The sequence below is a fragment of the Pseudomonas sp. rhizo66 genome, assembly GCF_031931925.1.
Taxonomy (GTDB): domain Bacteria; phylum Pseudomonadota; class Gammaproteobacteria; order Pseudomonadales; family Pseudomonadaceae; genus Aquipseudomonas.
In genome coordinates, this window is record NZ_JAUJWZ010000023.1 from 61,856 (window position 1) to 78,952 (window position 17,097).

The window sequence follows — 17,097 nt, forward strand, 5'->3', positions numbered from 1 at the left end:
TTTGATAATCCCAAAATATGGGATGTAAAATTACATATTGAGATTTTCCGTCTGGGAGGTCTATAGTCCGTCGCACTCACTGCCAAAAACAAAACAGGTGAAGCGATGCTGGCGCAATTGATCGCGCTCGACTGGGGTACGACCTCATTACGTGCTTACAAACTCGCGGCGGGCGGTGTGGTGCTGGAGCAGCGCGCGCTGTCGTCCGGGATCATGCAGTTGCCCAAGACCCCGCGAATCATCAATGGTCGCGAATGCGCCGATGGTTTTGAACTGGCGTTCGACGAGGCGTGCGGCGACTGGCTCGATGCGCAACCAAATCTGCCGGTGATTGCCTGCGGTATGGTCGGCAGTGCGCAGGGCTGGCGTGAAGCGGCCTACTGCGAGACGCCGGCGAACGTCGCCAATCTCGGAAACTCCTTACAAACAGTTGTCAGCCTGCGCGGCACCGTGGTGCATATCGTGCCGGGCGTGATCCAGCGTTCGCGTCTGCCGAATGTGATGCGCGGCGAAGAAACCCAAGTGCTTGGCGTGCTGCAGAATCTGCCGGTCGAGGCGGGCAATGATCTGCTGATCGGACTGCCCGGTAGCCATTCGAAATGGGTGGAGGTGGTCGATGGCTGCATCACCCATTTCGACACGTTCATGACCGGCGAAGTATTCGCCGTGCTCAGCGAACACAGCATTCTCGGTCGTACCCAACAACACAGTGCGACATTCGACAGTCAGGCGTTCGACCGAGGTTTGCAGATTGCACAATCGGCGGAGGGCGAGTTGGGTGTGCTTTCGACCTTGTTCAGCGCGCGGACCCTGGGCCTGACCGGCGAACTCGGCCCGACGGCGCAGGCGGATTATCTGTCCGGCCTGATGATCGGCCATGAACTGGCGGCGCTCGCCACGGTTCAGCGACGTCGTCGCAACAACACGAATCTCCCTTCGATCATCCTTATCGGCAACGCGCAACTCTGTGCGCGCTACAGCCGCGGCCTCGATGCCTGTGGTTTCGCCAACGTGACGCTGGCCGAACAGGCCACCGAGCGTGGTCTGTGGCAACTGGCGCTGGCTGCCGGACTGATTGATTCCTCATCCCGTTAACCCTGACTGGAGGCCTGACATGCTCAAGCAAGCATTGGCACAAAACGGTCTGATCGCGATCCTGCGTGGCCTGCATCCGCAGGAAGCCGCCGCTGTCGGAGAAGTCCTGTATGCGGCCGGATTTCGCGTCATCGAAGTACCGCTCAATTCCCCTTCGCCGTACGAAAGTATCCGCATCCTGCGCAAGACTTTGCCCGCCGATTGCCTGATCGGTGCCGGTACGGTGTTGACCCCGGAGCAGGTCGAGTTGGTGAAAGAAGCCGGCGGCCAAGTGATCGTCATGCCGCACAGCGACGCCAGGGTATTGCGAGCGGCGAAAGCGGCGGGGCTATTTCTGTCGCCGGGCGTCGCGACGCCGACCGAAGCCTTCGCGGCGCTGGCGGAGGGCGCGGACATTCTTAAGTTGTTCCCGGCCGAGCAGATGGGCCCGGCGGTCGTCAAAGCCTGGCTCGCGGTGTTGCCATCCGGGACAGTGCTGGCGCCGGTCGGCGGTATCACCCCGGACAACATGCAGGCGTTTATCGATGCCGGCGTAAAAGGTTTCGGTCTCGGTTCCGGCCTTTTCAAACCGGGCATGACGCCAGAACAAGTGGCCGTGAATGCCAAGGCCTACGTGGCCGCCTGGAAAGCGCTTCGCTAAGACTTTTGGCGCTGCGAGCGCTGCATCTACAAGAGAGACAAAAAGATGAAAATCACCAAACTCACCACCTTCATCGTCCCGCCGCGCTGGTGCTTCCTCAAGGTCGAAACCGACGAAGGCGTGACCGGTTGGGGCGAACCCGTGGTTGAAGGGCGCGCGCACACCGTCGCGGCTGCCGTTGAAGAATTGTCCGACTACTTGATCGGCAAAGACCCACGCAATATCGAGGACATCTGGACCGTGCTCTATCGCGGCGGTTTCTACCGTGGCGGCGCGATCCACATGAGCGCGCTGGCCGGTATCGATCAGGCGCTGTGGGACATCAAGGGCAAGGCCCTTGGCGTTTCGGTCAGTGATCTGCTTGGCGGCCAGGTGCGCGACAAAATTCGCGTGTATTCGTGGATCGGCGGCGACCGTCCGGCCGACACCGCCCGTGCGGCGAAAGAGGCGGTGAGCCGTGGTTTTACCGCAGTGAAAATGAACGGCACCGAAGAGCTGCAGTTCCTCGACACCTTCGAGAAAGTCGATCTGGCCCTGGCCAACGTTGCTGCGGTGCGTGACGCGGTCGGGCCGAACGTCGGCATCGGCGTCGACTTCCACGGCCGCGTGCACAAGCCAATGGCCAAGGTGCTGATGAAGGAACTCGATCCGTACAAACTGATGTTTATCGAAGAACCGGTGCTCAGCGAAAACTATGAAGCCTTGAAAGAGCTGGCGCCGTTGACCAGCACGCCGATTGCCCTCGGTGAGCGGCTGTTCTCGCGTTGGGACTTTAAACGGGTGTTGAGCGAAGGCTACGTCGACATCATCCAGCCCGATGCCTCCCATGCGGGCGGCATCACCGAAACCCGCAAGATCGCCAACATGGCCGAAGCCTACGACGTCGCGCTGGCGCTGCATTGCCCGCTGGGGCCGATTGCGCTGGCGGCGTGTCTGCAACTGGACGCGGCTTGTTACAACGCGTTTATCCAGGAGCAAAGCCTGGGCATCCATTACAACGAGAGCAATGACTTGCTCGATTACGTCAAGGATCCGCGGGTCTTCGATTATGACAAAGGCTTCGTGAAGATCCCCAACGGCCCGGGGTTGGGCATCGAGATCAACGAGGAATACGTGATCGAGCGTGCGGCAGTCGGCCACCGCTGGCGCAACCCGATCTGGCGCCATGCCGATGGCAGTTTTGCCGAGTGGTGAGTCCCTTCTGATTCACCCAATGAGATCGTTCCCACGCTCTGCGTGGGAATGCCTCTATGGACGCTCTGCGTCCGCTTTTGGGACGCGTAGCTTCCCGGGCTGCATTCCCACGCGGAGCGTGGGAACGATCAGACAGAGTGCAGTGCAGGCCTCAGGCCGACCTCAATAAACATAAAAAGAGGCTCTCCCCATGCAACCGCAAACCCTCACCGGGCAGGCGTCTTTAGTCACGCCCAGCCGTAAGCGGTTTTTCATCATGGTGTTGCTGTTTATCACCGTGGTCATCAACTACCTCGACCGCAGCAACCTGTCGATTGCCGCACCGGCGCTGACCAGTGAGCTGGGCATCGATCCGATTCACGTCGGTCTGATCTTCTCCGCATTCGGCTGGACCTACGCCGCCATGCAGATCCCCGGCGGTTGGCTGGTGGATCGTGTGCCGCCGCGCATTCTGTATAGCGTTGCGTTGCTGCTGTGGTCGCTGGCGACGGTGATGCTCGGTTTCGCCGCCAGTTTCATTGCGCTGTTCGTGCTGCGCATGGCGGTCGGCGCGCTGGAAGCACCGGCTTATCCAATCAACAGCCGCGTGGTGACGACCTGGTTCCCCGAGCGTGAACGCGCTACCGCGATCGGTTTCTACACCTCAGGGCAGTTCGTCGGTCTGGCATTCCTTACGCCGGTTCTGGCTTGGCTGCAGCATGAGTTCGGCTGGCACATGGTGTTCGTCGTCACTGGCGCGGTCGGCATTCTCTGGGCGGCGATCTGGTACGCGGTGTATCGCGAGCCACGGGATTTCAAAGGCGCCAACGAGGCAGAAATCGACCTGATCCGCGAGGGCGGTGGTCTGGTCGATATTCAGCAGGAGACGGCCAAGGTCAAAGCCAAGTTCAGTTGGACCGATCTCGGCATCGTCCTGACCAAACGCAAGTTGTGGGGCATCTACCTCGGTCAGTTCTGCCTGAACTCGACGCTGTGGTTTTTCCTCACCTGGTTCCCGACCTACTTGGTGAAATATCGCGGCATGGACTTCATCAAGTCCGGCCTGTTGGCGTCGCTACCGTTTCTCGCCGCGTTCATTGGTGTGCTGTGTTCGGGGTTCTTTTCCGACTTCCTGATTCGTCGCGGCTACACCGTCGGCTTTGCGCGCAAGCTGCCGATCATTGGCGGCTTGCTGATTTCCACTTCGATCATCGGCGCCAACTTCGTTGAGTCGACGCCGCTGGTGATTGCCTTTCTGGCGCTGGCATTTTTCGGCAACGGTCTGGCCTCCATCACGTGGTCGCTGGTCTCGACGCTGGCGCCGGCGCGATTGTTGGGGTTGACCGGCGGGGTGTTCAACTTCATCGGCAACCTGTCGGCGATTGCCACGCCGATCGTTATCGGTTTCCTTGCCAGCGGCGATTCGTTCGCGCCGGCGATCACCTACATCGCGGTTCTCGCATTGATCGGTGCCTTGTCCTACGTGTTGCTGGTCGGCAAGGTCGAGCGTATCGAGTTGTAGTGGTCTGCGTCGGGCGACCATAATGCCGCCCGTTCCCTCGCTCAACGGTAAAAGGCTGGATATGCAGGAAGACGCTCCGGAAAAAACCAAGGACGCCGCGCCCACCGGCACGCAGACGCTGTTGCGCGGCCTCGGTGTGGTGCAAGCGGTGGCCAGTGGCGCCCGCGATCTCAAGGAGATTGCCCGGCTGATCGGCACCACGCGCAGCACCACCCATCGTCTGGCCAGTTGCCTGGTCGACGAGCGCTATCTGCGCGTGGTACCGCAAGTCGGTTATCTGCTCGGGCCGAAGCTGATCGAGCTGGGTTTTCAGGCCCGCGAAGAGTTGCCGCTGGTGACCTTGGCCGGGCCGTATCTGGACGAGTTGTCAGCGTTGACCGGTGACACCGTGCACTTGGGCATTCGCGAAGGCGATGAAGTGCTGTATCTGCTGAAGAACCCAGGGCGCAACGGCCCGGAAATGCGTTCGCGGGTCGGCCATCGCATGCCGCTGGCACGCACCGGGATTGGCAAGGCGTTGATGCTCGATGATTCGCCGAAAGATTGGCAACGGCTGTACGACATCAGTCTGCCGGCGGGTGGGAAAAGTCAGTTCTGGCCGCAGCATCCCCAGCAGTCCTGGGAACAGCTGGAGCAGCGCATGACCGAGTACGTCGCCGGTGGCTACGCCTTCGATCTGGAGGACAACGAACCGTCGATCCGCTGCGTGGCGGCGCCGATTCGGGATGCGAGCAAGGGCATCGTGGCGGCGATCAGTATCGCCAGCACCGTGCCGTACATGCCGCTGGAAAAAATGGCCGAGCTGATTCCTCTGATCAAAGGGGTCACAGCCCGGCTCTCGGCGGAACTGGGTTTAAAGGTTTAAACCTTGAGCGTCGCCATGTCGATCACGAAACGGTATTTCACGTCGCCGGCGATCATGCGCGCGTAAGCCTCGTTGATCTGGCGGATGTCGAGCATTTCGATGTCGCAGGTGATGTTGTGCTCGGCGCAGAAATCCAGCACTTCCTGGGTTTCGGCAATGCCACCGATCAACGAACCGGCCAGTACGCGGCGGCCCAGCACCAGGTTGGCGGCGTGCACCGGCGGGTCGATCGGTTCGATCAGCCCCACCAGAATATGCACGCCATCAAAGCGCAGGGTTTGCAGGTACGGGTTGAGGTCGTGCTGCACCGGAATGGTGTCGAGCAGGAAGTCGAACCGGCCTGCGGCGGCGGCCATCTGCTCGGCGTCGGTGGAGACGATTACATGATCGGCGCCCTGACGACGACCTTCTTCAGCCTTGCTCGCCGAGCGGGTGAACAGCGTGACTTCCGCACCCATCGCCTTGGCGAACTTGATGCCCATGTGGCCGAGGCCGCCCATGCCGAGAATCCCGACCTTGTCGCCGGCCTTGACGCCATAGTGCTTGAGCGGCGAATAGGTGGTGATGCCGGCGCAGAGGATCGGCGCGGCGCTGGCCAGGTCGAGTTTCTCCGGAATGCGCACGACGAAGTGCTCGCTGACGACGATGCTGTCCGAATAACCGCCCATGGTGTTGCTGCCATCGACCCGATCCGGGGTGGCGTAGGTCATGGTCGGGCCTTCGAGGCAGTACTGCTCAAGGTTCTGCTGGCAGGCGGCGCAGGTGCGGCACGAGTCGACCATACAGCCAACTCCGACCAGATCGCCTACTTTGTGTTGGGTGACATTCGCACCGACGGCGGTGACTTTTCCGACGATCTCGTGGCCCGGCATCAAGGGGTAAACAGCGATGCCCCATTCATTGCGCGCCTGGTGGATGTCGGAGTGGCAGACGCCGCAATACAGAATCTCGATCGCTACGTCGTCGGCACGAGGACTGCGGCGTTCGAATTTCATCGGGGCGAGGGGAGTGGTGGCCGATTGGGCGGCATAACCGATAGCGGTGTACATATGAAACCTCGCAAAAGCAGGAACAAGTGAGGCGGCGCATTCTGGGCGCCGACTGTCGCTCCGGCCATGACGATTTCTCCGGGTCTCATGCCTAATCCTCCGGCATGCAGGTTTGATCGGTCGCATTGGCAAAAGGATCTGCGATGATGCTTTCATCCCTTATTTTCGTGTTTTTTTGTGAAGAACAATTCGATGCAATTGACCCGTCATCTTGATGCCAATGCCCGGCTGGTTTCGCTGATCGAACCGCTGGCGCTGCGCGATGGTTACAGCCAGACCGGGCTGCCCGGCGTGCAGATTTTGCGTGCCAGTTGCGACGTTGCCCGTGGACCGCACATTTATGAGCCGAGCCTGATGATCATCGCCCAGGGCAGCAAACTGGCGTTTCTCGGGCCGCGCACCATGGAGTACGGCGCCGGGCACTATCTGATTCAGGCACTGCCGGTGCCGTTCGAGTGCGAGACCTTTGCCTTGCCGGATGCGCCGTTGCTCGGTGTTTCGGTGGCGATTGATCGGGTGTTGCTCGGTGAACTGGTGTTGGCCATGGGGCTGGCGCCGGGCCGGCATATCCCTGCGCAGACGCCGGAGTCGATGACCTCGGTGGTGCTTGACGATGGCATGCGCGGCTGTGTCGAGCGCTTGCTCAGTTGCCTGCATGATCCGCTGGAGTGTCAGATTCTGGGGCCGGCGCGGGTGCGCGAGTTGTTGTTCGTCGCCTTGCGCGGACCACAGGCCGATGTATTGCGGGCATTGGTTGAGCAACAGGGGCAGTTCGCACGGGTGGCGGCGTCGATCAGTCATCTGCATGCGCATTACACCGAGCCGTTGAATGTCGAGACCCTGGCGAGTTGCGCGAACATGAGCGTGTCGACCTTTCATGAGCATTTCAAACGCAGCACGTTGTTGTCGCCAGTGCAGTATTTGAAGCGTTTACGGTTGTTGAAAGCGCAGACGTTGTTGGTGGCTGAAGGTCTGGGGGTGGCGCAGGTCGCGCATCGGGTAGGGTATCAGAGTACGTCGCAGTTCAGCCGCGAGTACAAACGCTACTTCGAGCGTAGCCCGGGTGACGAGCGCGCTGCCTGAGGATTTTCACAATCCCTGTGGGAGCTGGCTTGCCAGCGATGAGGCCGGCACATTCAACATAGATGTCACCTGATCCACCGCCATCGCTGGCAAGCCAGCTCCCACAGGGAGTCAAGTGATGCAGTAAATTTTGGGCAACAAAAAGGCCCCCGATTCGGGAGCCTTGATGTTCAGCGGTTCGACTTACATATTCGGGTAAGTCGGACCGCCAGCGCCTTCCGGCGTCACCCAGGTGATGTTCTGCGAAGGGTCCTTGATGTCACAGGTCTTGCAGTGCACGCAGTTCTGGGCGTTGATCTGGAAGCGTTTTTCGCCGTCTTCCTTGGTGATCACTTCGTACACGCCGGCCGGGCAGTAGCGCTGAGCCGGTTCGTCGTACAGCGGCAGGTTCTTGCTGATCGGGATGCTCGGGTCGGTCAGCTTCAGGTGGCACGGCTGCTCTTCTTCGTGGTTGGTACCGGAGATGAACACCGAGCTGAGTTTGTCGAAGCTGAGTTTGCCGTCCGGCTTCGGATAGTCGATCTTCTTGCAGTCGGCCGCGAGCTTGAGGCAGGCGTAATCCGGCTTGGTGTCGTGCAGGGTGAACGGCAGTTTGCCGCCGAAGATGTTCTGGTCCAGCCAGTTGAAACCGCCGCCGACGATGGCGCCGAACTTGTGGATCGCCGGGCCGAAGTTGCGGCTGGCGAACAGTTCGTCGTAGAGCCAGCTCTTCTTGAACGCGTCGACGTAAGTGGTCAGTTCTTCAGTGCCGTCCTTTTCCGCGAACAGTGCGTCAGCCACCGATTCTGCGGCGAGCATGCCGGACTTCATCGCGGTGTGGCTGCCTTTGATCTTGGCGAAGTTCAGGGTGCCGAGGTCGCAACCGATCAGCGCGCCACCCTTGAAAACCATTTTCGGCAGCGAGTTCAGGCCGCCTTTGCAGATGGCGCGAGCGCCGTAGCTGACACGCTTGCCGCCTTCCAGGTACTGGGCCAGCACCGGGTGATGCTTGAGGCGCTGGAACTCGTCGAACGGCGACAGGTAGGTGTTGCTGTAGGACAGGTCAACGATCAGACCAACCACCACCTGGTTGTTTTCCAGGTGATAAAGGAACGAGCCACCGGTGTTTTCGGTGCCCATGATGTCCAGCGGCCAGCCGGCGGTGTGGACTACCAGGCCTGGCTGATGTTTGGCCGGGTCGATTTCCCAGATTTCTTTCAGGCCGATGCCGTAGTGCTGGGCGTCGGCATCGCTGTCCAGGTTGTAGCGTTTGATCAGTTGTTTGCCGATGTGGCCCCGGCAGCCTTCGGCGAACAGCGTGTACTTGCCACGCAATTCCATGCCCGGGGTGTACAGGCCTTCTTTCGGGTTGCCTTCGCGGTCGACGCCCAGATCACCGGTGATGATCCCGCGCACCACGCCTTGCTCGTCGATCAGTGCTTCCTGAGCGGCGAAGCCCGGATAGATTTCTACGCCAAGGTTCTCGGCCTGCTGGGCCAGCCAGCGGCACAGGTTGCCGAGGGAAATAATGTAGTTGCCTTCGTTGTGCATGGTCTTGGGCACAAAGAAGTCAGGAATCTTTTGCGCGCTGTCGGCGTTTTTCAGGACGAAAATATCGTCGCGGGTGACCGGGGTGTTCAGCGGGGCGCCGAGTTCTTTCCAGTCCGGGAACAGTTCGTTCAGAGCGCGTGGTTCGAACACGGCACCGGAAAGGATGTGTGCGCCGACTTCGGAGCCTTTTTCGACCACGCAGACGCTGATTTCCTTACCGGCTTCGGCGGCCTTCTGCTTCAGACGGCAGGCGGCGGACAGGCCAGCGGGGCCGGCACCGACGATGACCACGTCGAATTCCATGTATTCGCGTTCCACAGGCTATCTCCTACTCAAGGCTCAACAGTTTTTTTTTCTAATTTGGAGGTTTGATGTCGCATCCGCTATTCCTTTACGTTAACGTCAAGGGGAATATTGGAGACCGACCTTTCTCTCTAGGCGGCGCATTATATCTACACCACTCTGAGCGTCCAATACAAACGTTTGTTTGAATCGGCTCCAGCCCAGAGAAATCAAAGAAGCGCGGCTTATGAATGGTCATTTTGCTGTATTGACCGGAATAGGCGTTCCGGTCAAGATACGGGCGGTTTTGCGCTCGTCGTAGGCAGACTGGCGGTTTCAAGAGCACGTCTAAAGACAGGGCACAGGCAGTAGAAGGTGATGCGCAGCGCAGGTCCGGCGCGCAGTTTACACCGCGTGAAGATCCATGACTGGTTGGTCACCACTGACGAACGGTCGCAGGTTTTCACACCGTGCAACACCTGACCCCCGAGTCGGCGTTTTTAGAGGTGCCCTTTAGCCTGATGAGCATCAACCGCCAGGTTCGCCTAGGCGACTTTCTTTTCACCGGAGAGTAACGAGGAATCCATGAAGGTTCTTGTAGCTGTCAAACGCGTTGTGGATTACAACGTCAAGGTTCGCGTCAAGGCGGACAATTCCGGCGTCGATCTCGCCAACGTCAAGATGTCGATGAACCCGTTCTGCGAAATCGCAGTGGAAGAAGCCGTACGCCTGAAAGAGAAAGGTGTTGCGACTGAAATCGTCGTCGTCTCCATCGGCCCGACCACCGCTCAGGAACAGCTGCGTACCGCACTGGCTCTGGGTGCCGACCGTGCCATCCTCGTCGAATCCGCTGAAGATCTGACCTCGCTCGCCGTGGCCAAGCTGCTCAAGGCTGTGGTCGACAAGGAACAGCCGCAGCTGGTGATCCTCGGCAAGCAAGCGATCGACAGCGACAACAACCAGACCGGCCAGATGCTCGCGGCACTGAGCGGCTACGGTCAGGGCACATTCGCCTCGAAAGTCGAAGTCTCCGGCGACAGCGTTGCCGTGACTCGCGAAATCGACGGCGGCGCGCAGACCGTTTCCCTGAAACTGCCAGCGATCGTCACCACCGACCTGCGTTTGAACGAGCCGCGCTACGCGTCCCTGCCAAACATCATGAAAGCCAAGAAGAAGCCTCTCGAAGTGCTGACTCCGGACGCTTTGGGCGTTTCCACCGCCTCCACCAACAAGACCCTGAAAGTCGAAGCGCCGGCTGCACGCAGCGCAGGCATCAAGGTCAAGTCGGTGGCTGAACTGGTCGAGAAACTGAAAAACGAAGCGAAGGTAATCTAAAAATGACTATCTTGGTAATCGCTGAACACGACAACAAAGTGCTGGCCCCGGCCACGCTGAACACCGTGGCTGCTGCTGCCAAAATCGGCGGCGACATCCACGTTCTGGTTGCTGGTCAAGGCGCTGGCGCCGTGGCTGAAGCCGCTGCGAAAATCGCTGGTGTGAGCAAAGTCCTGAACGCTGACAACGCCGCTTACGCGCATCAGCTGCCGGAAAACGTTGCTCCGCTGGTAGCAGAGCTGGGCGCTGGCTACAGCCACATTCTGGCTGCCGCGACCTCCAACGGCAAAAACATCCTGCCGCGCGTTGCCGCGCAGCTGGACGTTGACCAGATCTCCGAAATCATCTCGGTCGAAAGCGCTGACACGTTCAAGCGTCCGATCTACGCCGGTAACGCCATCGCTACCGTACAGTCGACCGCTGCTATCAAAGTGATCACCGTGCGTGCCACCGGTTTCGACCCGGTTGCTGCTGAAGGTGGTTCGGCTGCCGTTGAAGCCGTTGCTGCTGCGCACAACGCCGGCACTTCCAGCTTCGTCAACGAAGAACTGGCCAAGTCCGATCGTCCGGAACTGACCGCTGCCAAGATCGTCGTTTCCGGCGGCCGCGGCATGCAGAACGGCGACAACTTCAAACACCTGTACGCCCTGGCCGACAAGCTCGGCGCTGCCGTCGGTGCTTCGCGCGCCGCGGTCGACGCAGGTTTCGTACCCAACGACATGCAGGTCGGTCAGACCGGCAAGATCGTTGCTCCACAGCTGTACATCGCCGTCGGTATCTCCGGCGCGATCCAGCACCTGGCCGGTATGAAAGACTCCAAAGTGATCGTTGCGATCAACAAGGACGAAGAAGCACCGATCTTCCAGGTGGCCGATTACGGTCTCGTGGCGGATCTGTTCGAAGCCGTCCCTGAGCTGGAGAAGCTGGTCTAATCCAGCTGCTTCACTTATAAAGAGCCCGGCCTGTTGGTCGGGCTTTTTTTTGTCTCGGATTTGAGTGGGAGCGTGTTGCCATGGATCTGCGCTGCGGATGGTTGTTGGGATTGGCCCTGTTGCCAGGTTTGGCCTTGGCCGCTGGCAAGTGCGAGCGCCTCGTCGTCACCGGCAGCCCGGATGCGCCGCCGTACCTGTGGCAAGACCCGCAAAACCCCAAGCAACTGATCGGCGCCAGCGCTGACCTGTTGCAACAAGTCGCCAAAGACCTCGGCATAAAGGTCGAATTGCTCTACGCCGGCAAACGCTCGCAAGCCCTTGATGAAGTGCGCAGCGGACGCATGGACATGCTCGCCGATGCGCCGCTGACCCTCAATGAACTGGAAAACCTCGACTACATCCATCCGCCGCTACTGGAAAACGATTATCTGGTGTGGACGCGCAAAGGCTCGACGCTGGTCTACAGCGAGGCCAAAGACCTGCACGGCCACAGCGGGGCTTTGTCGGAAAAGTCTCGTATGACCCAGGCATTCGGCACTTTCGCCGAGCAGAATCTGACCCTGATCCGGACAGCCAACCTCACTCAAGCGCTACAGAAATTGCTCTTGGGCGAAGTGGAATATGTACTCGCCGGCCGCTACTCGGGCATGGCCGCCGCGCAGGCGCTGGGCATGGCCAATGACCTGCTGGTATTCGAACAACCCGTCGACCGGCCGGGGTTGTTTCTCGCGGTTTCGCATAACTCGGCATGCAACGATCCGTGGTTGCGCGGACAGTTGGCCAAAAAGATGACAGAATTGCCCGCGTCCGGACTGACGGAAGCCGCGCTGCAACGCAATATCGAGCGCTGGAAGGCGCAGCAGCAACAGCCGCCACAACCTGTCAGTGCCCCAAAACAGTAGGGATTCTTAGTGAGTATTCGACCTTTTTTCGCGGCTGTGGCCGTTCTGGCCCTGGCCGGTTGCGCGACCGATCCGGCACCCAATGAACAAATGCGCCTGACCGAGCAAGCCATCACCCAGGCCAAGGCTGTTGGCGCCACCGCCGACGAAGTGCCGGAAATGAAACTGGCCGAAACCAAGTACAACCGCGCCAAAGGCAACATGGCTGACGAGTCCTACCGCAACGCGCGTATGCGTTCGGAACAGGCCGAGCTGGATGCCCGTCTGGCCGAAGCCAAAGTGCTGACGCAAAAAAGTGAAGAACAGGTGAATGTGCTCAACACCCGCATCGTCCGTCTGCGCAAGCAACTGGGAGATGCCCGATGAGCCTCAAGTCAAAAGTCCTCGGCGGTGTGCTGCTCGCCGGTTGCGTCGGCCTCTACGGCTGCGCCGGTCAACACAGCGAATCGGCTTTGCAAGAAGCCAGCGCCGACTTCCAGAAGGTCAAGGAAGACTCCAACGTGCTGCGCATCGCGCCGAAAGACGTGATCCGCGCCGGTGAGTCCCTGGCCCGTGCCGATCGCCTGTCGACCTATTGGGGCAGCGGCTCGGACGTGGTGCATTACGCCTACTTGAGCCAGCGTTATAGCGAAATCGCCCGTGAGCATACCAATCAGATGCTCAACGAAGAGCGTGCAGCCAAGCTCGAACTGGAACGTCAGCGTCTGCAACTGGCACTGCGTGAATCGAAACTGCTGAGCGTGCAGCAGCAGGGTAAATGGCTCGAAGAACAGATCGTTGCGTTGGCCACCACGCAGACCGATCGCGGTCTGGTGATGACCCTCGGTGACGTGCTGTTCGACACCGGTGAAGCAGAGCTGAAAAACTCGGCCAACCGCGTGGTGCTGAAAATTGTCCAGTTCCTGCAACTGAACCCGAAACGCGTGGTGCGCATCGAGGGCTACACCGACAGCACCGGCGGCAAACAGGAAAACCTCAAGCTGTCCCGTGATCGCGCCCAATCGGTGGCGGATGTGCTGATGGATCTGGGCATCGACGACAAGCGCATTCAGGTCGAAGGCTACGGCGACGAATACCCGGTGGATGCCAACGCTTCCGAGCGCGGACGGGCACAGAACCGTCGCGTGGAAATTGTCTTCTCCGATGAAAAAGGCCAGCTCGGCGCCGCCCGCTGAGGCTGGCGTCTCTGGAAAGCCCGGCCTGTCATGCAGTGCCGGGCTTTTTTACGTCTGTCGAATGGCTCGCAAATCCGTACAGTCGGGGGCAGACACCGCACTGTATGGTCGAGTAATGTGGCAACTGTCCCAGTACACTTCTAAACTGTTCCGGTATTGTTTCACACAAGAATAAAATGCCCGTGAAATCGAGTGCTGCGTCATGACCAATCTCTTGCTCTACCAACGTATTGCTCAGCAACTGGCCGAAGACATCCGCCGTGGTGTCTATCAACCGGGGGAGCGCGTGCCTTCGGTGCGCAAGATGAGTTCGCAGCTCAACGTCAGCCATGCGACGGTGTTGCAGGCTTACGCCAATCTCGAAGACCAAGGCTTGATCCGCGCACGTCCGCAGTCTGGTTATTACGTACACCAAACGCCTGCGCTGACCGCGCCGACGCCGGACATTGCCCGGGTTGAACGTCCCGGTCTGGTCACGCGCAGCAGCATCATTCAACAGGTTCTGGTCGAATCGCGCCGTGAGGGTGTGTTCCCGCTCGGTGCCGCCGTACCGAGTGTCGATTACTTGCCGGTGCGCGCACTGCATCAGCAACTGGCCAAGGTCACCCGTTTCCATAGTCCACGCGCCTTCAGCTACATGTTCAGCCCCGGTTTTGAACCGCTGCGCCGGCAAGTGGCGATCCGCATGCGCGATGCCGGTGTGGTGGTCGATCCTTCGGAAGTGGTGATCACCCACGGTTGTGTCGATGCCTTGCAGATGTCGTTGCGTGTGCTGACCCGCCCGGGCGATCTGATCGCCGCGGAGTCGCCGACCTATTACGGTCTGCTGCAATTGGCCGATCTTCTCGGCTTGAAAGTCATCGAAATTCCTAGCGATCCTGCCACCGGCATGAGCCTGGAAGCCCTGCAACTCGCCGCCAACCAATGGTCGATCAAAGCGCTGGTGCTGACCACGCGCCTGAGCAATCCGCTGGGCGGCACCATGCCCGAAGAGCGGCAGAAGCAGTTGCTGCGCTTGGCTTCGGATTTCGATATTCAGATTGTCGAAGATGATATCTATGGCGAACTGATGTTCGAGCAAGGCAAAACCAAAGCGCTCAAGGCTTATGACCGACTGGATCGGGTGATCTACTGTTCGAGTTTCTCCAAAACCTTGTCACCCGGTGTGCGCATCGGCTGGATGATCGCGGGCAAGTATCAGCAGGAAATCCAGCGCTTGCAGACCTTCAGCACCCATTCGGCGTGCAGCGTGACGCAGATGGCGATTGCCGCTTATCTGGAAAACGGCGGTTATGACCGGCATTTACGGTACATCCGCCAGGAATACCGGAAAAACCTCAGCGCGTTCCAGTTGGCGGTGCAGCAGTACTTCCCTGAAGGCACGCAGATGACCCGGCCCACGGGCGGTTTCATCCTTTGGGTGAGCTTGCCGGGGAGGGTGAACACCCAGGAATTGCATGTGCGCGCGTTGCAGCAGGGCATCAGCATTGCGCCGGGGCTGATCTTCAGTAATACCGAGCAGTTCAACCACTGTATCCGCCTCAATTGCGGGATTCCGTGGAACCGCGAGGCGGAGCGGGCGTTGATGACGCTCGGTCTGCTGGCGACACAACTGTGTCAGGAAACCGCTGGCGGATTCTGAACAAGCGGTGGGTGATGCTTGTCTTGTGGCGTTCAACAAGCGAGCATATGGCCCTCTGCCGTTAGTGTCGTTGGGTCCATGAAAGCGATTTTTCCTGCCGCTTGGGTTTTGCTGGGTTTGCTGATGATCGGTCATGCGCCTGGTGTCGTGGCCGCTGCGGTTCAGGAAAAACCAGCGGCGACGAGCCCGGCGAAAAAAACCACGCCAGCGCAGAAGGCAGCTCCCGCGAAGAAAACCCAGCAAAAAGTCATCAAGAAACGCAAGCCAGTCGCCTCCAAATCCAAACCCGCCAGCGAAGTGGTAAAAACCAGGTTACCGTCGGCCAAACTCGATCTGAGCCTGCCCAAGGACATGGTCGAGGAGTTGAAGCCCCAGGGCACGGTCGAGTTGCCCAAGCGTGAGGCGATCCTGCCGCAGATGTTTGGTGAGAAGAACAACGGCTTCCAGCTCAACGGCCGACTGCTCAGCAATGAAATGCAGTTGCAACTGCGCAATGAAGAGCGCCGCGAAGTCGAAGGTGCGGCGCTGGATTTCGAATTCAAGCAGTAAATCCAAACCGTCCGTGACCCGCAGAGCAGACGCTTTGTCGGAGACTGGTCAGTCACATTCAGTTATCGCTAAAAACCCCGGTTGAGGAATTTGAAACAGCCGTTTTAGCGGTTACTCTGTTCCGCGTCCCTTTTACACATCGCCCGTCGCGAGGAAACGTTCGTCATGAAATGCCGTGAAGGCTGTGGCGCTTGCTGCATTGCCCCATCCATCAGTTCGCCCATTCCCGGCATGCCTGATGGCAAACCCGCCGGCGAACGTTGCGTGCAACTCTCGGTCGAAAACCTGTGCAGCATTTTCGGCCGCCCTGAACGCCCGGCCGTCTGTTCCGGCTTTGCGGCGGATGTCGAAGTCTGTGGCAGCAGCTCGGAAGAAGCGATCAAACTGATCGGCTGGTGGGAGCAAATGACGGCGGCGTAATGTGTCAAACGAACGGAACTTCAACAATAAGGAACAAGACTATGGGTTCGCTGCATCGTATCGCTGTGTTGTGTGGTTTGACTGCTGTGCTGGCGACGTCCGTCGCTCAGGCTGAGGACTGGAAAGTCGCCAAGGAACAGGATGGCATCAAGGTCTCGCTGGCCGAAGTGCCGGGCTCTGATTACAAGTCCTACCAGGGTGTGACCCTGATGAAGACCACCATTGCCAAACTGCGCGCCCTGCAGGAAGACGTCTCCGGTGCCTGCGCCTGGATCTACGAATGCAAGTCCCAGAAGCTGCTCAAGCACGAGGGCGATCAGAGCTGGACCTACACTCAGTTCAACACGCCGTGGCCAGTGACCTCGCGTGATTCGGTGCTGCACATCACCACCGTTGAAGGCGCCGATGGCAGCCTCACCCGTAACCTCGAAGGTCTGCCGAAGTACATTCCGGAAGAGAAAGGTTTTGTCCGGGTCACGCAGGTCAAAGGTTTCTGGAAATTCGTGCCCAAGGGTGATCAGGTCGAAGTGACCTATCAGGTGCATACTGAGCCAGGCGGCAGCGTGCCGGCGATGGTTGCCAACAAGTTTGTCGTCGATGCGCCGTTCAACACCCTCAAAGCCTTGAAAGAACGCGCCGAGAAGTAATCTCGCGTTCCAGCAAACGCCCCGATCGATTCGGGGCGTTTTGTTTTGTATCTATATTGTGTTTCCAGATATGCGCTGCACGAAATTTTCACAACGTGTTCCTGACAATTCGCCCGCGCTGTTTGCACGCTGTCGCGGTTCACCACCGCTCTAAATGAAAGTGTCTGGCGGCCGGGCAGTAATCAATGGCAATGGTGCGGGTGATCGTGCAACATTTGCGCACCGCGCAAGCCCCGGGGTCTGGAATGACCAATAG

The 17,097-nt window shown here is 59.4% G+C and carries 17 protein-coding genes; 15 read left to right on the plus strand and 2 right to left on the minus strand.

Annotation, left to right across the window (positions count from 1 at the left end; all coding sequences use genetic code 11):
* The first annotated feature begins 105 nt into the window (after positions 1-105).
* The 5 genes from QZR14_RS24185 (at position 106) to QZR14_RS24205 (ending at position 5,295) form a co-directional block, all read left to right on the plus strand.
* On the plus strand, positions 106-1,095 hold the full coding sequence (locus QZR14_RS24185) for a 2-dehydro-3-deoxygalactonokinase (RefSeq protein WP_311997935.1): 990 nt from the start codon (positions 106-108) through the stop codon (positions 1,093-1,095).
* 19 nt (positions 1,096-1,114) lie between these two features.
* On the plus strand, positions 1,115-1,735 hold the full coding sequence (locus tag QZR14_RS24190) for a 2-dehydro-3-deoxy-6-phosphogalactonate aldolase (protein WP_311997936.1): 621 nt from the start codon (positions 1,115-1,117) through the stop codon (positions 1,733-1,735).
* Between the two features lie 45 nt (positions 1,736-1,780).
* Positions 1,781-2,929 (plus strand): galactonate dehydratase, encoded by a 1,149-nt coding sequence (dgoD, locus tag QZR14_RS24195; protein ID WP_007908327.1) that lies wholly within the window; start codon positions 1,781-1,783, stop codon positions 2,927-2,929.
* Between the two features lie 190 nt (positions 2,930-3,119).
* Positions 3,120-4,430, plus strand: a complete 1,311-nt coding sequence (locus QZR14_RS24200; protein WP_311997937.1) for an MFS transporter — start codon at positions 3,120-3,122, stop codon at positions 4,428-4,430.
* 61 nt (positions 4,431-4,491) lie between these two features.
* Positions 4,492-5,295 (plus strand): IclR family transcriptional regulator, encoded by an 804-nt coding sequence (locus tag QZR14_RS24205; RefSeq protein ID WP_034155326.1) that lies wholly within the window; start codon positions 4,492-4,494, stop codon positions 5,293-5,295.
* On the opposite strand, the gene QZR14_RS24210 is transcribed toward QZR14_RS24205, so the two are convergent.
* A complete protein-coding gene (locus QZR14_RS24210) occupies positions 5,292-6,344 on the minus strand; it encodes an NAD(P)-dependent alcohol dehydrogenase (RefSeq protein WP_183785949.1) in 1,053 nt (350 codons plus the stop codon). The two genes, QZR14_RS24205 and QZR14_RS24210, sit on opposite strands and share 4 nt — an antisense overlap.
* Positions 6,345-6,536: 192 nt before the next feature.
* On the opposite strand from QZR14_RS24210, the gene QZR14_RS24215 reads away from it, so the two are divergent.
* Positions 6,537-7,427, plus strand: a complete 891-nt coding sequence (locus QZR14_RS24215) for an AraC family transcriptional regulator (protein WP_090288604.1) — start codon at positions 6,537-6,539, stop codon at positions 7,425-7,427.
* A gap of 183 nt (positions 7,428-7,610) precedes the next feature.
* Here QZR14_RS24215 and QZR14_RS24220 read toward each other — a convergent pair whose 3' ends face one another.
* Positions 7,611-9,275: an electron transfer flavoprotein-ubiquinone oxidoreductase gene (locus QZR14_RS24220; protein WP_250605997.1), complete on the minus strand. Its 1,665-nt coding sequence runs from the start codon at positions 9,273-9,275 to the stop codon at positions 7,611-7,613.
* A 549-nt stretch (positions 9,276-9,824) separates the two neighbouring features.
* Here QZR14_RS24220 and QZR14_RS24225 point away from each other — a divergent pair.
* The 9 genes from QZR14_RS24225 to QZR14_RS24265 all read left to right on the plus strand — a co-directional run bounded on the left by QZR14_RS24225 (position 9,825) and on the right by QZR14_RS24265 (position 16,841).
* The gene (locus QZR14_RS24225; protein WP_007908338.1) at positions 9,825-10,574 is read left to right on the plus strand and encodes an electron transfer flavoprotein subunit beta/FixA family protein; all 750 of its coding nucleotides are present in this window, start codon (positions 9,825-9,827) and stop codon (positions 10,572-10,574) included.
* Positions 10,575-10,576: 2 nt separating this feature from the next.
* A complete protein-coding gene (locus tag QZR14_RS24230) occupies positions 10,577-11,506 on the plus strand; it encodes an electron transfer flavoprotein subunit alpha/FixB family protein (RefSeq protein ID WP_311997938.1) in 930 nt (309 codons plus the stop codon).
* Between the two features lie 80 nt (positions 11,507-11,586).
* A complete protein-coding gene (locus QZR14_RS24235; protein ID WP_250605999.1) occupies positions 11,587-12,408 on the plus strand; it encodes a substrate-binding periplasmic protein in 822 nt (273 codons plus the stop codon).
* Positions 12,409-12,417: 9 nt separating this feature from the next.
* Complete coding sequence (locus QZR14_RS24240; RefSeq protein WP_250606000.1) at positions 12,418-12,774, plus strand: DUF4398 domain-containing protein; 357 nt, start codon at positions 12,418-12,420, stop codon at positions 12,772-12,774.
* A complete protein-coding gene (locus QZR14_RS24245; RefSeq protein WP_311997939.1) occupies positions 12,771-13,583 on the plus strand; it encodes an OmpA family protein in 813 nt (270 codons plus the stop codon). Before QZR14_RS24240 ends, QZR14_RS24245 begins: the two co-directional genes overlap by 4 nt.
* A 202-nt stretch (positions 13,584-13,785) precedes the next feature.
* Positions 13,786-15,225, plus strand: a complete 1,440-nt coding sequence (locus QZR14_RS24250) for an aminotransferase-like domain-containing protein (protein ID WP_016985994.1) — start codon at positions 13,786-13,788, stop codon at positions 15,223-15,225.
* A 78-nt stretch (positions 15,226-15,303) separates the two neighbouring features.
* Entirely contained in the window at positions 15,304-15,774 is a 471-nt protein-coding gene (locus QZR14_RS24255) for a translation initiation factor 2 (RefSeq protein WP_250606002.1), read from the plus strand.
* A 165-nt stretch (positions 15,775-15,939) separates the two neighbouring features.
* A complete protein-coding gene (locus tag QZR14_RS24260; RefSeq protein WP_102899999.1) occupies positions 15,940-16,194 on the plus strand; it encodes a YkgJ family cysteine cluster protein in 255 nt (84 codons plus the stop codon).
* A 41-nt stretch (positions 16,195-16,235) separates the two neighbouring features.
* Entirely contained in the window at positions 16,236-16,841 is a 606-nt protein-coding gene (locus QZR14_RS24265; RefSeq protein WP_103305645.1) for an START domain-containing protein, read from the plus strand.
* Positions 16,842-17,097 lie beyond the last annotated feature (256 nt).